This window comes from Paraburkholderia sp. FW306-2-2C-D06C (assembly GCF_058781505.1).
Map to the genome: position 1 here is coordinate 47,271 of NZ_JBYSWU010000030.1, position 14,534 is coordinate 61,804.

Genomic DNA, 14,534 nt, shown 5'->3' on the forward strand with positions numbered 1-14,534 from the left:
GCTTTATCCAACGAAATACGCAGGCAAAGAGCAGGGGAGAATTAGATGAAGAAGAGAAATGCCGTCAGCCTTTCGGGGCTCGCTCTCGCGGCAAGCGCCGCATGCGCGCCCGCGGCTGTCCACGCGCAGAGCAGCGTCACGCTATACGGTATCCTGGATGCGGGTATCACCTACGTGAACAATGCCGGCGGCGCCCATCAGTTCAAATTCGACGACGGTATTTCATACGGCAACCGGATCGGCTTCAAGGGTGTCGAGGACCTCGGCGGCGGCTTGCAGGCAGTGTTCGTGCTCGAATCGGGTTTCCATCTAGGCAACGGACGATCAGGATTCGGCGGTGCGGAGTTTGGACGGCAGGCATACGTGGGCTTGAAGAACAATTGGGGGACGTTCTCGTTCGGCAACCAGCTCGACATGACCGATGAGTTCGTCTATCTGTACAACATCTCCTCGTGGGCGAGCGGCTACGCGATCCACCAGGGCGACTTCGACCGCATGAACGGCGATCGCCTGCCGAATTCCGTCAAATTCGTATCGAGCGATTTTTCAGGCTTCAAGTTCGGCGGCATGTACTCGTTCGGCAACACCGCCGGCGACTTCCATCAGAAGAGCGCATGGAGCGTGGGCGTGCATTACGAGCACAGCACGTTCAACATCGGCGCGGCGTATACGCAGCTGAACAATCCGTTCGGCATCTATGCGTTCGACCCGTACGCGATGATCGGCACGCGGACCTTCCTCGGCCAGCCGACCGTTTCCGTCAATCCGACGACCGGCGCGGTTACCGATCTATATAGCTCGTCGTCGTTCCCGGTCGATAAACAAGGCGCGTTCGCGATCGGTGCGGCATATACGATGGGCAACGTGATGCTCTCAGGGGATTTCACGTACACGACGATCAAGGGTTTCGGGCAGACCTCGCACATGCAGGTCTACGAAGCGGGCGCGTCCTACAACTTCACCCCGGCGCTGGTTCTGTACGGCGGATATCAGCACACGCGCTTCGAAGGAAACCACTGGAATCAGGGCTCGCTCGGGCTGCATTACCTGTTATCGAAACGTACCGACGTCTATATCTCCGGCGACTACCTGCGTGCATCGGATGGCGTGAATGCGGTGATCGGCTACAGCTTCACACCGTCGACGTCGAATACGCAGAGCGATGTGCGGATCGGGATGAAGCATTCGTTCTAGCCGGGTTGAGTGAGAAACATGGCGACATAACTTATGTCGCCATGTTGACTCGCCGTTATGGGCTATCTCCAGCTTGCCAGGTGGTCCGCCAGGAAACGGTCGAAACCGATAGGCGCGCGACCCAGCAACTGCACAACGTCCGGGCTGATCCCCGCCGCGTAGCCGGCGGGGATAGTCCGGCTCAGGCTCATGAGTGCCTCGATCGACCAGTCATCCATGCCTGCGTCGCGCATCGAGGCGATGGCGGTTTCATCCGACACCGCCACGTAGTCGATCCGGCGACCCAGCGCGGCACCGATGCGCGCCATCGCTTCCGCGTTCGACAACGCTTCGTCGCCGGTCAGAGTGTAGGGGTAGTACGCACATAGCCGCCGAAAATGCCATCTGGCTCGAGTTCTTCGATCTATGGGGTCTTGTTTCATGGCAAGCGCAGTGAACTCCATCAGCAGTATCGCGAAGGACAGGAAGACCAGTTGGGAGCGCTCGCGCTGATCCTGAACGTCATCGTCTTATGGAACACCATCTACATGGACGCCGTGCTGACGCAGTTGCGGGCCGAAGGGTTTCCGGTCCACGACGAAGATGTCGCGCGGCTCGATCCGCTCGGCTTCGACCACATCAACATGCTCGGGCGATATTCGTTCGCCATTCACGAGGCCGTCGCCCGCGGCGAGTTACGTCCGCTGCGCGATCCCCGAGAAGCTGCGGCCGAAGCCGCTTAAGTATCGTTAAGCTTCGTCGCGAAGTACAGCCGCAACAACCAACCGGCTGCGCTTGGCCTGAGCGTACCGCCATATTCTGAGGTCCGACCGGGATTCGCTAAAAATCCGCCACATCTCGGCCTTAGCTGCTGATTTGAACGCGAAATCGATGGTCGGGTCGAGTGGTGGAACGGGGCGTTGTAGATCCAGCAGATAGTCCCCGAGCCGGGTGATATGCTCCCGCCGGTACGGCGATAGCACCTTGAGTACCTCGGCGTCGACCGGATGCCCCTTCTGCTGCAGCTCTTTCAGTTTGCGCGACATCCACTGCACGTTGTACAGGATCACCATATTCGCCATGAGGTGGTTGTACTTGATCACCTTGCGCTGCTCATGGCGGACGTTTTCCGCGATGACGCCTTCGCCGCCGAACATCAGCCATTGCGCGAAGTCGTTGAACTGCTCGCTCTTGTTGGTCGCGGCGTGAATCGTGCGACGCAGCTCCGGATCACTCAGATATTTCAGCAGGAACAGTGTGCGGATCACGCGCCCCAGCTCCCGGAATGCGAAATAGAGCTTGTTCTTCGTGCTCTCCGAGCCGAGCCGGCGCAGAATCGTCGACGGCGTCATCCTGCCTGCCTTGATCGACACCTGCACCGCCGTCGAGAGCATCATCATCGCGCCCCCGCACCGATACGATTGATCATCGCCTGAAGCAAAGGCTCGAGCGCATAAGCAGGCAGTCGCAGCCGAACTCCATCGCCCAAAATCAACTCAGGCACGTCGCACACGTTCCCGTTGCCGGTGGCGTCCACGCCGCAATCGACGATTCCAACGCGCATAAAGCCCGCCATGGTCTGCGCCACTGCAACCGTGGCGCTCGCGGCGTGCTCCGCGCCACCGCTTCGCTCGGCTTGGCGAGCAAGCGCCAGGTACCTCGTCATCGAGGAACGGGAAATTCCGCTGCGCTCGCTATAGGCTTGGATCGTCAACCCGCTTGCTCGATACTCGCCTATGACCTCTCGCCAAGGCCGTGTGCCACGATTGCGCCGCCTTCTCGCTGGTGGCGAACTCACACCCGCCGCATCCCCAGGCAACTTCTCCGTTTCCTGCATGAATATCCTCCCGTCATCGCAATGGGAGAATCGTCAGCCATCAGCGACGTTCGCTCGATAACGGGGATTCTCGGGCGGATACGTTGTGCAAGCGCGGGCTGGTAATGAAGGAAGGCACGTTGGTCGGTGCGACGATCATCGCGGCACCGCCGTCGACAAAGAATGCCGATAACAGCCGTGACCCAGAGATGCATCAGATGAAGAAGGGTAACGAATGGCACTTCGGGATGAAGGCGCACATCGGTGTCGATGCCGATTCGGGCCTGGTTCACAGCGTGGTCGGCACCTCGGCCAATGAGTCGGATGTCTCGCAGGCCCATGCCCTGCTGAACGGCCATGAGCGTGAAGCATTCGGCGATGGTGGCTACACGGGCGTAGACAAGCCCGACGAGATGCAGGGCAAGTCGGTGAAGTGGCACGTAGCCGTCAAGCGCGGCAAGATGAAGGCGATGCGCGACGGTGCACTAAAGAGCTGCTCATCGAGGTCGAGCAGACCAAGGCGCAGATTCGTGCGCGAGTCGAGCATCCGTTTCATATCGTCAAGAACCTGTTTCACCATCGCCAAGGTGCGCTACAAGGGGCTGGTCAAGAACACGGCGCAACTGTTCAGCTTGTTCGCTTTGGCCAATCTGGTGATCGCGAAAAACCGGCTGCGCTTTGCTTATGGGAGAAGTGCGTCCGCTGTATGAAAAATGCGCGAGAAGAGACTCCTGATACGACTGGAACCCACTTCGATCACGATCGAATCTCTTCGGCGCTCTGAAAATCGCAAGCTGTCTTGTCTGCCAGGCAAGTGGTGAGCCCTTTGATCAGCGTTTCCCTAAACTAGGGCGAAGTCTAAAGTCTTGGCCTCCTATCATCATCAGCTTCGCTCCTGGCCTTGCTGAGGCTCACCGGGCGCCTCTGCTGCATCTCGCAAAGCACCTGAGCCCGGACGCAAACGCCGTCGCGGCGCGGCCATCGTGCACCAGGCACCGGCTGGCCGCTAGCCAGCCCATCGTTGCCTGAACGGCTGATCGCGTACGAGACTCATTTTCACGGCGCCTAGCTCGTCAAACTGAAGCCTGCCTCAAGCTTCTGCTAGAAGCGATGCCGGATGCCAATAACTACTTGCGCTTGGCTCTGAGTTGAGGAGGCGGTTAGGCCCGTGAGGTTTGCGACCGCCTTCCCACCGGTCGAATCAGTGCCCGACGCGTGCTGGTAAACAGCGACTGTGTAAAGGTCAGTTCGCTTGGAAAGGAAGTAGTCAGCCCCGATCGTGCCTTGATTGTAAGTTGCACCGTTGACGCCATATCCTTTCAGGTAGTTATAGGCGACGCCGAGGTGGAGGGCCGGCGTGAGTTGATAGCCGACATTGATTTCAATGTCGTGGAATCTTGCATCGCCGCCTGCGCCGGTAGCCGGGAGACCCGGTAGCGTCCCGATATCCTTGAACTGCGTGTTGCTGTAGTCAACGCCGAACGTAGCGGCACCAACGGCATAAGAAGCGCCTGCGACGAAGATCTGCTGTCTTTTCGCGGACGCATAGCCGGAATACACGCGGCTTGCAGTCATGTTGGACCCCGTAGTGCTTGAAGCCGCGGTATTGCCAAAATAGGAGAAGTTAGGATCCCGCGCGTCGACGAAGGCGGCGCCAAGCGTGAGTGGTCCCAAATTGTAGTTCGCCCCGACTGACCAGATCTGGTTTTGGTTGAATGTTCCAGCGACACCGCCGAAGCTGTAGAGGCCTGCGAACGACAATCCACCGTACGACACACTTCGAAACTTGATCGCGTTGTTGACGTGGTTGCTGCCATCTGTGTTATCTACATCGCCAGGATGGGCGCTGGCGTATCCGCCCCACATCTGTGCCGCCACGAACATGTAGGTCAAGTCGTTAATCAAATCATATTGACGCCCGAACGTAACGGTACCTATGTTCGATGATGAAAAACCGAGATAGGCTTGGCGTCCGAACTCGTCGCCCCCTTGACCGAGCTTTCCGTTCGCAACACTGAAGCCGTTTTCAAGCACGAAAAGTGTTTGCAGTCCGCCGCCGAGGTCCTCAGCGCCTCGCAGCCCCCAACGGTCGCCACTGAGATTTCCGGCGACCATCGAATACTGCTTGTGGCCACCAACGTTGTTCGCATAGTTCATGCCGACGTCGATCATACCGTAGAGTGTGACGCTGTTCTGAGCCTGTGCCGTAGATGCGAACGAGGCTATGAGGGCCGCCGCAATCAAGGACTTTTTCATATGAATGTTTTGTGGTTGGATAAAAAAATTCTTCACTGTCTCACTCCAATCTTTTCGACAATCAGCGAGGTCACGCGGCCTGCCCTTGGACGACTCTTTTTGGATCTCCGGGCACAGTCGAGAGCCTGCCGAAAGCAGGTGCAAACCCCTTCGTCACGCTGGTTGCAGTGCGGTGCTTCCGGGAAAGATTAAAACGCCGGCAACCAGAGTTGACGGCGTCCAGGGACGCCTTCCTTACTTGATGACCAAGTGCGCGCCGCTCGTCGACTTGTCTTCCATCGTCGCGAGAGCCATCACCTTGTCGCCCTTGACAAGCTTCACGCCGCGAGCGGCCGCAGCAAGTGCGGCCAGGCCGGAAATTCGTTTCATGGGAGGAGCTCCAGCAGATAACGGTTGATCATTCGGGCAGGTGCTGCAGCATGAACGACAGTGTGGCCTCATGCTCGTCGCTGTTCGTCTTGGCGGGTTCCGACGGCGGCGAATCGAATTTCGCAACGACTACGTTGAGGCCCTGGTTGCGCACCTTGATCGTCACGGTGCCGTCGGCGCCGGTCTTCAGCGGTTCGGAATCGGGGTCGTTGAGGAGGTCTGGCTGCACCTCGGCGCCGTGCGCGGGCTTGCCGTCGTAGAGCACCCGAACCGTCAGCGGCTGGCCCATCTGATCCGGCAGCCGCTTGCCGATCGGCACGATCTGCAGCTTCTGCCCGGGCAGTACGGGCATCGCCCCATCTAGAGGCCGGCGCAGATGCACCCCGTACTTGAATGTGTGCAAGCTGATCGTGGCGTTGGGCACCTCTTCCTTGCCCTTGTTGTACCACTTGCCGTCCGCCGTCTTGCTCCACAGGCCGTTGTCCATGATCCCGGCAACGATTGCCGGCTGGTTGTCGGTATTCACCACAAGCAGCGGGCCGCTGGGCGTGAGCTGCGTGGAGACCTCCTTGCCCTGCTCGTCGTAGGCCGTGACACTCTTCACTTTTTGCTGGCGCTTGATGACATCCAGGTCGTCGCCGCCGAGGCCGTAGATCAGCGCCAGCTGGTTCGAGCGCTGCGCAAACCAGATGCCATGGGCCTGCGCCAGGCTGGCTGCGCCCATGCCTGCAACTATGCTTGCCACGATAGCAAGCTTTCCGGTGATCCTCATTTGTGTCTCCTTCAGTGGTTGGCAAAAAACGGTTTGTTCACAGTTTTGCCGACAGTGCCGGCTTTTCCATCTACAGATCGAGTACCAGCCTCCGGCTATTGGCACGCGAACAGCAGGGAGTGAAGCGATCGTTCCTATTCTTCTCGTCGTCGGAGAGAAACACGTCACGATGCTGCGGTTCGCCTTCCAGCACGCGCGTTACACAAGTGCCGCAGACGCCTTGCTCACACGACGTCGTAATGTGGATTCCGTAATCCGCCAAAGCAGCCATTACCGTCTTGTCTGCAGGGATACAAATAGTCTTGCCAGTGCTTACAATCGTGACGTCGAATTCGACATTGCTGTCGGATTCCCTGCGTTCAACGCTGAAATATTCCCTGTGCATGCGGTTTTTGTGCCAGCCTTTTTGCAATGCGGTGTCGATGACTGCATTCATGAATGCTTCGCCGCCGCATACGTATAAGTGCATTTCGGCATCGGGCGTTTCGAGAAGCGCGGCTAGATCCAGCCGTTGCTGTTTCTGGTCTTCCGTGAAGTGGAAGAAAACGCGGTCGGCGAATTTCGAGCGCTTGATGCGGTCGACAAAGGCTGCGCGCGCCGGCGAGCGCGCAAAGTAATGCATTTTGAAATCGGCTCCGAGATCCGCCAGGTGTTCCGCCATGCAAAGAATCGGCGTAATACCGATACCACCCGCGATGAGCAGGGAATGCTTCGCGGATTCCACGAGCGGGAAGTGATTTTTCGGAGCGCTGACTTCAATTAAGTCGCCTTCCTCGACCTGCTCATGCATGGCTCGCGATCCACCGCGCGTTGGTTCTGCCCGCATGACGGCAATGAGATAGCGATGTCTTTCCCCAGGAGGATTGCACAGTGAGTATTGTCGAACCTTTCCGCCGGGCACATGAATATCAATGTGGGAACCGGCCGTAAACGGCAGCAGTGCTTTTCCGGCAGGGTCGACAAGTTCAAAAGATTGAATGTTCTCCGTTTCGGCCGTTTTTCTGGACACTTTCAACGCGAGCGTCGTTCGGGGCGACACGGAAGCCGTCCGACGGCGTTTGCCGCGCAGATAACTGCCGATGCCGGCGTAAGCCAATACCGGTACAGAGAGCATGCCGATCAGTTGCAGGACTTGAATAATTCCGCCGCTCAGCCATCCGTAATGCAGCGCAAGCGCCGTCAGGTAAATTCGATGACCTAAGCTGTTCTCGGCATATGGGGTAAAACGCAACACTTTGCCTGTGCTCGCATCGAAACTGACATAGGAAAACGCATTTACATGCGGTGCGTCGCGTGCGACAAGATCGATGTTGAAAGCATCCCCGGGCTTGCCAGGGTAGCGAATGCGGGCATATTTTGGTTGCGGCACCAATGCCTGTGCGCGTTGCCAGAGGGCCTCGACTGGCAGGCTTTGCGTATCGGCCTGCACGACCAATCCAGGAGAAGGTGCGGGGGGCTTCGAGGCTGTCAGTGTGTAGAGCGCATCCCTCACGAATTGAAACGATTGCAGCGCGCCGGTGAGCGCGGACGCAAGTACGATGAGGCTGACATAGACGCCAAGGGTTTTGTGCAGATTGAGCCAGCGCGCGCGACCGGTGAGGTTGGGCTTGATCGTGACGGCGCGCCTGCGCTTACGCAAGGCCTCTGGAATCCACACAGCCAAGCCGCCACCGACCAGGACAATCGCGAATGTCAGCGCAAGCGTTCCAGCGACGACGCTTCCATTCTCCAGAAACTGAAAGCTGTGCAGTCTGGCCATCGTACCGAACAGGCCGCCGTAACGATGCTCGCTTCCAAGCACTTCGCCAGTGCATGGATTGACGTAGTACCACCGGTTGTCGCTCAAAAGAACGCGCGTGCTGGAATCCGCGTCGTCGTATATGCGCAGCTGCTTTGGCCGGCCTGCGACTGGATTAGAAGCGCTGGCATTGGCAATCAACGTATCCAGCGGTAGGCGCTGTTTGCACGATGCGACTTTGAGCAGATCGTGGTAGATGGCGGGTTCGAGTGGCGCCCGAAACAGCATGCCCGCGCCGGTAACCGCCACCATGACGACGAATAGACCGATGCTCAGGCCTATCACGCGATGTAGCTGAAGAATACGCTCACGTAGAGATACACGCATAGGACCCCCAATAACTGGAATGACGTTGGCTTTGATTGCAAGCCATCGGCTCGACGATGACTGCTGCGATGGATGAGGCGTCGTGCAGCGCCACCAGTCGCTCGAGGTCAGATGCGAGGTGCGCGCCCCACGTGGGCTGGTTCTTAGAGAAGGCCATGTCTGGCAGGCTGTGGGTATGAGGCAGATGATCAACGCCCGGCAGTATCATCGTTGCGAATATCCTGCGATTAGCAACCATGCCTCCTACCGAGATGCCGCCCAAACAGTACGTTAGGAGTAAACCAGATAAGATAGGAATCCAAAGTAACATCCTATGATGCTTAATATCTGTAAGATCCATGAATCTCCTGGCGCACTTCGACTTAGGGCTTTGGTCGACGGCGAGACTTGACAGTACGCGTACCCGCGGCGAACCTATGAGTCCAATTCAAAAAGTTTGATAGGTCCAATGGCTGACTCCTTACTTGCTGACCTCCTGATCGGCCGTCTCCGTCGGGACGGGTCCGTACCCCTACAGATCCAGATCGCGAACGGGATCCGAGACGCGGTATCCGACGGCACTCTGAAGGCTTCCGCACGTTTGCCGTCTTCCCGTACGCTCGCGGCGGCACTAGGGGTCTCCCGAATAACCGTTGTAACGGCTTATGACAGGCTGTCGGCCGACGGCTATCTCCATACCGATTCCACGAGCGGTACGCTTGTCTCCGACAAGCTGCCGCAATCGATGAAGTCGGTGCCTCGGGAATCAACCGCACGAACCCTGTCCGAGCGCGGGGAGCAACTGATACGCGCTCCTGCGGGCATCCAGGAACGCAAGGGGGCGTTCGTGCCGGGCGTCTGCGATACGGATTATTTTCCTTATCAGATATGGAGGCGTATCCAGAATCGCTATCTCGGGGAGCAGCATGCGGACCTCATGGGCTACTCCAATCCAGGCGGATATCTCCCGTTGCGCCGCGCGCTGTCGGAGTATTTGCGCGTATCGCGCGCGGTTCGGGCCTCCCCGGAACAGATCATCGTAACAATGGGGAGCAATCAGTCGATTGACCTTTGCTCACGCATTCTGGCCGACGTGGGTGAACTAGCCTATGTTGAAAACCCTTGCCACTGGGCAACGCCAATCCTGTTGCGCGCCAACGGGCTGGAAGTGGAGGCTATTGCTGTCGACAGTAACGGTATGAAGCTCGAACGATGTTTGCGCCGACCTCGACTCGTAGTGATGACCCCATCGCATCAGTTTCCAATGGGGGTGACGTTGTCGGACGAACGGCGTGCCCGTCTGCGTGCGGCCGCTGAGCGGTGGGACGCATTCGTTCTGGAAGACGACTATGACAGTGAATTCCGATATGACCAGCGTCCGCTTCCGTCTCTTCAAGGCGTCGATGAAAACGGCCGTGTCATTCTGATGGGAACGTTTAGTAAGGTAATGTACCCCGGCATGAGGCTCAGCTATATAGTCGTTCCGCCCGACCTGGTCGATTCCTTCGCAGCCGCTTCGTTGCGCTTATACAGACCAGGGCACCTTTCCTTGCAGGCAGCAATGACAGACTTTATTGCGGACGGTCATTTCTCGACGCACATTCGGCGGATGCGCGATATCTACGGTGCAAGACAATCGGAATTGCTCCGATGTCTGGACCAGTGCTTTGGCGATGCACTTGAAACATCACGGAACGCGGCGGGTCTGCATATGACAATCAGGATCCGGGATCTGGTTGACTTCGATACGACTGTATCGCGATCGCTTGAACAGGGAATTTACCTTCGCAGGCTGCACACGTTCAATCAAGGCGATCCAGGATTTCGTGACGGATTTCTGTTGGGGTTCGGCGCGCTCGATATCGAAGCCATCCGTCCCGCTGTCCAGACCTTCGCCCGCATCGTCGAGAGCGTAATATCCGTGCCGGATTCGCGGTAATGCCCCTCAGACACTTCTCGGCAAGGGTCGTACAGCCGCTCGCGAGGGACATGAATGTTTTGGGGACTGCCGCGTCGGCACTCCGTGACCGCGAAGTTCGTCTGGCGGACGCCGACGCCTGGGCCGATCTGAAAGCCTGAGCCGCAAGCGCGAGTCCGGGCACGAGCCGCCGGAACTGCAAGCCGATCTGGGACGTTATCGACAACCCGACCTCGAAGTGTCTGCGCGGCGGCCGCGAACTCCTCCTCGAGAAACTCGACTTCTCGAAGATGCCGAACGCCGCGGCGATACCGGAGAAATGTCGCACGCCGTATTCGGTCGCCTAGTTCTATTCGACCTTCATTGCGGCAGGCCTCGCGCCGGTGAAAGTCTCGCCGAACGCTCGTCGGCCTCGCGGGCCGCCGCAGTTGACCGATCTACGATCCCGGTAATTTCATCCATCGATGCGGCCGTTTGCTGCAGGCTCCCCGCGGGAGACTCTGTACGGGACGAAAGGTCGTGGCTTGCGGCTGCGATTTCGTTAGCTAAGGAACCTGAATTCCCATTCCGGCGCTTCACGCAATCGCGACGCTCCTAACCTCTCGTTCTCGCGAGAGGAGGCTGCTGCTGAAGACGGCGCCTTGTAGGTACTTACAAATCCATTGCCGAGTTCATACTGCGATCTTTCCCTTGTCTTCGTCGAGACCGTTGAACAAGTGCCGGGATACACAATCGTCTTTCAGGAGATGCATGGAAATTGCATTCGGCGCGTTGATGAGCCGCGATCAACTCTGCAAATGGTGCCGTCCGCAGTTGACTATCGTAGAGTTCTAGCAGTCGGGCGGTAGCCTCAAAAGCATGCGGTCCGAGACTGTAAGTAGATTCGAGGCTTCGGGACATTGCGAGCTCACCGAGGCTCCTGTCGGTGTCGATGTAGATCGACAGATTTCCGTCGCCGAAGCCAGCGTCAAACAAATAGAATGATGCAAACATCGTTCTGACGATAGTTCCCAAATGGAATGCGGAGCCATGCTCCGAACGCAGAGCACTGAGACTTAGATGATTCCGAAGCGACAGGTCGATAATCGTCGCATCGGAAAGCCTGCTTTTCACCGGCTGCGCAATTTCTCAAGCACGCAATGCCATGTTGAGTCGGAAGAAATGGTTCGTGCAGACGTCCGAGCGGTCACGTGTTTCGGCCACGCCCACGACGGCATATGAGGCGTCTGATCCCTCCCAATCCTCGGGGCGTCAGCGTAAAGAAGGCTTCAATCAGGACGTTAAAAAATCACGTAGACCTTGCGCATCGTCTCTTCGACTTCCCACGTGCCTTCCGTGTGTGCTTCGAAGAACAGCGTGTCGCCGCCGGTGAAGTGGATCGTGTCTTCGCAGTCGGGCGTGAAGCGGCCGCGGCCGCTAACGAAGTGCATCACTTCGGCCTGCTTGACCGAGCGCCGATATGTGCCGGGCGTGCATTCGAAGATGCCTGTATCGATCGCTTCGCTGCCCCGTATCACTCTCTGCACGCCCGATACCTTGATCTCCGGCGTGCCCGGAAGGCAGGTTGTGCCCCAGTCCTCCAGGCCCTGCAACGCAATGCTTTGTTTGATCTGCTGGACTTTCATCTTGTGGTTTCCTTGACGATGGTTGAATGACGACAAGACTTATTGCGCGTGCGCGATGCGGCGCTCGATCTTGCCGAGCCGCACGACGGTCACGCCCGCCCGTAACTGCCTGAGCGAGGGCATCACGAGCATGCAGTCGGCGTAGGGCGTGCGCACGGCTTCGTCATCCGACCAGCCGATCACGCTGCCCGCTTCGGGAAACACTTCGAGCCCTGTGTAGTTATCCGCGAAACGAAAATCGAGGCTCTTCGCAACGACAGGTTCCGTCGCGCGCACGATCAGCATTTCTTCGGGCAGCGGAAGGGTCCACCCGGCAGGCAGGTCCGCTTCATCGACGACACCCGACAGCACGAGAAAGCGCGCCGTCACATCGCGTGCGACGGCCACGGCGTTCGCTTCCCAATGTTGCCCGCACTCGATCAGCAGCGCGTTCTTCGCGCTTTGCGGATTGCCGAAGCCTTCGTAGTCGCGCATCCGGCGTCCTTCCGGATGGCCTTCGTCGCAGATCACCGTGGCAGGCGTGCCGAGCTGTTCCGCCAGCGCGATGCCTTTGTCGAGCGGCCCGGAGACGATCAACGGTTTGCTCTTCTCATGCATCGAGTGCAGATCGAGCAGCAGGTCGACGGTATCGATCACGGGCCGCATCGCGCGTGCGCGGCGCAGTTCGCTCGAATCGCGCGTGGCGTCATCGAGCGTTTGCGCGGTCCACACGCGATTGAAATCCTGATCGACGAAGCGTGCCGCATCGGGCGCCGACGGATCGAAACGCGCATACGCATCGACGTTCGCGAATGCGAGCGTCAGCCTGCCGCGCGTTGGCCGCAGCTTCGCGCGCAGCAGCGCATCGACGGCGATCGCGCCGCACACTTCGTTGCCATGCGTGAGCGCATTGATCATCACATGCGCTCCGGCCACGCCCGAATCGAAGGTATGCAGGTAGGGAATGCCAGTCCCGCTGCGTTCGTGCATGGAGATATCGGGGAACGCGACTTCGATCGGATAGGCATGCGTGTTCATTCGAGACCACCCTGGCAGAGATATTTGATCGACAGATAGTCGTCGAGCCCATACTTCGACCCTTCGCGGCCGTAGCCCGATTCTTTCACGCCGCCGAAGGGCGCGGCCTCGCTCGCGAGCGCGCCCTCGTTAATGCCGACGATGCCCGCTTCGAGCCGCCGCGCGACGCGGTCGATGCGGCGCACGTCCTGGCTATAGAAATAAGAGGCGAGGCCAAAGGGCGTGTCGTTGGCGGCGCAGATGGCTTCGTCTTCAGTATCGAAGCGAAAAAGCGGTGCCACCGGCCCGAATGTCTCCTCGCAGCTGAGCTGCATCTGCGCATTGGCGTCCGCGAGCACAGTGGGCGCGTAGTAGTTCGGGCCGAGTTCCGTGAGGCGCCTGCCGCCCGTCAGCACCCGCGCGCCACGACTCACGGCATCGTCGACGTGACGGGCGATCTTGTCGATGGCGCGCGCGTTGATCATCGGGCCGATCTGCGCGGCGGGATCGGTGGCGGGTGCGACTTTCAGGGCCGCCACGCGCGTCGCGAGCAGGTCGGCGAACTTCTCGTACACGCCTGACTGCACGTACAGGCGATTCGGGCACACGCAGGTCTGTCCGCCATTGCGGAACTTGGCCGCGATAAGACCGGTCGCGGCCGCGCCGAGGTCAGCGTCGTCGAAGACGATGAACGGCGCATTGCCGCCCAGTTCCAGCGAGAGCTTCTTGAGCGTGTCTGCCGACTCGCGGGCCAGATACTTGCCGACCGGCGTCGAGCCGGTGAAGGTGATCTTGCGCACGCGCGCATCGTGCAGCCAGTCGGCGACGGTGGCGACCGCGTGATCACGCGAGGCCGTGATGAGGTTCAGCACGCCCGCCGGCACACCGGCTTCATGCGCGAGCAGCACGAGCGCCGAGGCGGTGAGCGGCGTGTCTTCAGCGGGTTTGGCCACCACCGTGCAGCCGGCGGCGAGCGCCGGCGCGATCTTGCGCGCGATCATCGCCAGCGGGAAATTCCACGGCGTGATCGCCGCGACGATGCCGATCGGCTCCTTCAGCGCTGTCATACGTTTGCCGCGCTGCTGCTGCGGAATCAGATCGCCGTAGATGCGCGTGGCTTCTTCCGCGAACCATGCGACATACGACGCGCCGTACGCCACTTCGCCTTTGCCTTCCGCGAGCGGCTTGCCCTGCTCGAGCGAGATCAGCGCGCCGAGCGCCTCCTGATTCGCGACGATCAGCGCATGCCAGCGGTGCAGTACGGCGGCCCGTTCCTTTGGCAGCCACGCGCGCCATGCGGGCAGGGCACGCGCGGCGGCGTCGGTGGCGGCGTGGGCGTCGGCGGGACTGCTGTCGGCGACGTCGGCGATTACCTCGCCGGTGGCGGGGTCGGTCACGGCAAAGCGCGAATTGTCTTGCGCGGGCGTCCACTTGCCGTCGATGAAGTTGTCGTGGCGAATCAGTTCGCTCAGTTCGAATGTGTGTGACATACGGGCTCCTGTTGC

12 protein-coding genes and 4 pseudogenes are annotated in these 14,534 nt (G+C 59.3%); 5 read left to right on the top strand and 11 right to left on the bottom strand.

Annotated features, from left to right (window positions below; all coding sequences use genetic code 11):
• Positions 1-45: 45 nt before the first annotated feature.
• Positions 46-1,194 carry a porin gene (locus AC3WLT_RS22190; protein WP_492593837.1) on the top strand — a complete coding sequence of 383 codons (1,149 nt, stop codon included), beginning with the start codon at positions 46-48 and terminating at the stop codon, positions 1,192-1,194.
• A 62-nt stretch (positions 1,195-1,256) separates the two neighbouring features.
• On the opposite strand, the gene AC3WLT_RS22195 is transcribed toward AC3WLT_RS22190, so the two are convergent.
• Entirely contained in the window at positions 1,257-1,520 is a 264-nt protein-coding gene (locus AC3WLT_RS22195; protein WP_492593838.1) for a hypothetical protein, read from the bottom strand.
• Positions 1,521-1,607: 87 nt separating this feature from the next.
• Here AC3WLT_RS22195 and AC3WLT_RS22200 point away from each other — a divergent pair.
• Positions 1,608-1,916 (top strand): annotated as a pseudogene (locus AC3WLT_RS22200) (Tn3 family transposase); the annotation flags it as partial.
• Between the two features lie 156 nt (positions 1,917-2,072).
• Here AC3WLT_RS22200 and AC3WLT_RS22205 read toward each other — a convergent pair.
• Positions 2,073-2,552: pseudogene (locus AC3WLT_RS22205) on the bottom strand (Tn3 family transposase); the annotation flags it as partial.
• A gap of 17 nt (positions 2,553-2,569) precedes the next feature.
• Positions 2,570-3,010 carry an IS66 family insertion sequence element accessory protein TnpA gene (tnpA, locus tag AC3WLT_RS22210; RefSeq protein WP_492593839.1) on the bottom strand — a complete coding sequence of 147 codons (441 nt, stop codon included), beginning with the start codon at positions 3,008-3,010 and terminating at the stop codon, positions 2,570-2,572.
• An 83-nt stretch (positions 3,011-3,093) separates the two neighbouring features.
• Between tnpA and AC3WLT_RS22215 the strand changes: the two genes are divergently transcribed.
• Positions 3,094-3,699, top strand: a complete 606-nt coding sequence (locus tag AC3WLT_RS22215) for an IS5 family transposase (RefSeq protein WP_492593840.1) — start codon at positions 3,094-3,096, stop codon at positions 3,697-3,699.
• 391 nt (positions 3,700-4,090) lie between these two features.
• Here the strand turns inward: AC3WLT_RS22215 and AC3WLT_RS22220 are convergent, their stop codons facing one another.
• From AC3WLT_RS22220 to AC3WLT_RS22240, 5 genes and pseudogenes are all read right to left on the bottom strand, one after another.
• Entirely contained in the window at positions 4,091-5,245 is a 1,155-nt protein-coding gene (locus tag AC3WLT_RS22220) for a porin (protein WP_492593867.1), read from the bottom strand.
• A 234-nt stretch (positions 5,246-5,479) separates the two neighbouring features.
• Positions 5,480-5,614: a hypothetical protein gene (locus tag AC3WLT_RS22225; RefSeq protein WP_492593841.1), complete on the bottom strand. Its 135-nt coding sequence runs from the start codon at positions 5,612-5,614 to the stop codon at positions 5,480-5,482.
• A 28-nt stretch (positions 5,615-5,642) separates the two neighbouring features.
• Positions 5,643-6,386, bottom strand: coding sequence for a DUF4198 domain-containing protein (locus tag AC3WLT_RS22230; protein WP_492593842.1), 744 nt, complete (start codon positions 6,384-6,386; stop codon positions 5,643-5,645).
• Between the two features lie 70 nt (positions 6,387-6,456).
• A complete protein-coding gene (locus AC3WLT_RS22235) occupies positions 6,457-8,511 on the bottom strand; it encodes a PepSY domain-containing protein (RefSeq protein ID WP_492593843.1) in 2,055 nt (684 codons plus the stop codon).
• A gap of 40 nt (positions 8,512-8,551) precedes the next feature.
• Positions 8,552-8,770, bottom strand: a pseudogene (locus AC3WLT_RS22240) (omega-aminotransferase AptA); the annotation flags it as partial.
• 189 nt (positions 8,771-8,959) lie between these two features.
• Here AC3WLT_RS22240 and pdxR point away from each other — a divergent pair.
• Both pdxR and AC3WLT_RS22250 read left to right on the top strand, forming a co-directional pair.
• The gene (gene pdxR / locus AC3WLT_RS22245) at positions 8,960-10,429 is read left to right on the top strand and encodes a MocR-like pyridoxine biosynthesis transcription factor PdxR (protein ID WP_492593844.1); all 1,470 of its coding nucleotides are present in this window, start codon (positions 8,960-8,962) and stop codon (positions 10,427-10,429) included.
• Between the two features lie 179 nt (positions 10,430-10,608).
• A pseudogene (locus tag AC3WLT_RS22250) lies at positions 10,609-10,752 on the top strand (ABC transporter substrate-binding protein); the annotation flags it as partial.
• 936 nt (positions 10,753-11,688) lie between these two features.
• Here the strand turns inward: AC3WLT_RS22250 and AC3WLT_RS22255 are convergent.
• From AC3WLT_RS22255 to AC3WLT_RS22265, 3 genes are read right to left on the bottom strand one after another with little or no spacing between them, the layout of a single operon-like run.
• Positions 11,689-12,033, bottom strand: a complete 345-nt coding sequence (locus tag AC3WLT_RS22255; RefSeq protein ID WP_492593845.1) for a cupin domain-containing protein — start codon at positions 12,031-12,033, stop codon at positions 11,689-11,691.
• A 39-nt stretch (positions 12,034-12,072) separates the two neighbouring features.
• The gene (locus AC3WLT_RS22260; RefSeq protein WP_492593846.1) at positions 12,073-13,050 is read right to left on the bottom strand and encodes a M14 family metallopeptidase; all 978 of its coding nucleotides are present in this window, start codon (positions 13,048-13,050) and stop codon (positions 12,073-12,075) included.
• Positions 13,047-14,519, bottom strand: coding sequence for an NAD-dependent succinate-semialdehyde dehydrogenase (locus tag AC3WLT_RS22265; RefSeq protein ID WP_492593847.1), 1,473 nt, complete (start codon positions 14,517-14,519; stop codon positions 13,047-13,049). The genes AC3WLT_RS22260 and AC3WLT_RS22265 overlap by 4 nt, the downstream gene beginning before the upstream one ends.
• Positions 14,520-14,534 lie beyond the last annotated feature (15 nt).

Excerpts from the sequence above, each read along its gene's own strand:
- AC3WLT_RS22190 (WP_492593837.1), top strand. The coding sequence starts at position 46 with ATGAAGAAGAGAAATGCCGTCAGCCTTTCGGGGCTCGCTCTCGCGGCA.
- AC3WLT_RS22255 (WP_492593845.1), bottom strand. The coding sequence starts at position 12,033 with ATGAAAGTCCAGCAGATCAAACAAAGCATTGCGTTGCAGGGCCTGGAG.
- tnpA (WP_492593839.1), bottom strand. The coding sequence starts at position 3,010 with ATGCAGGAAACGGAGAAGTTGCCTGGGGATGCGGCGGGTGTGAGTTCG.
- AC3WLT_RS22225 (WP_492593841.1), bottom strand. The coding sequence starts at position 5,614 with ATGAAACGAATTTCCGGCCTGGCCGCACTTGCTGCGGCCGCTCGCGGC.
- AC3WLT_RS22265 (WP_492593847.1), bottom strand. The coding sequence starts at position 14,519 with ATGTCACACACATTCGAACTGAGCGAACTGATTCGCCACGACAACTTC.
- AC3WLT_RS22230 (WP_492593842.1), bottom strand. The coding sequence starts at position 6,386 with ATGAGGATCACCGGAAAGCTTGCTATCGTGGCAAGCATAGTTGCAGGC.
- AC3WLT_RS22260 (WP_492593846.1), bottom strand. The coding sequence starts at position 13,050 with ATGAACACGCATGCCTATCCGATCGAAGTCGCGTTCCCCGATATCTCC.
- AC3WLT_RS22235 (WP_492593843.1), bottom strand. The coding sequence starts at position 8,511 with ATGCGTGTATCTCTACGTGAGCGTATTCTTCAGCTACATCGCGTGATA.
- AC3WLT_RS22220 (WP_492593867.1), bottom strand. The coding sequence starts at position 5,245 with ATGAAAAAGTCCTTGATTGCGGCGGCCCTCATAGCCTCGTTCGCATCT.
- pdxR (WP_492593844.1), top strand. The coding sequence starts at position 8,960 with ATGGCTGACTCCTTACTTGCTGACCTCCTGATCGGCCGTCTCCGTCGG.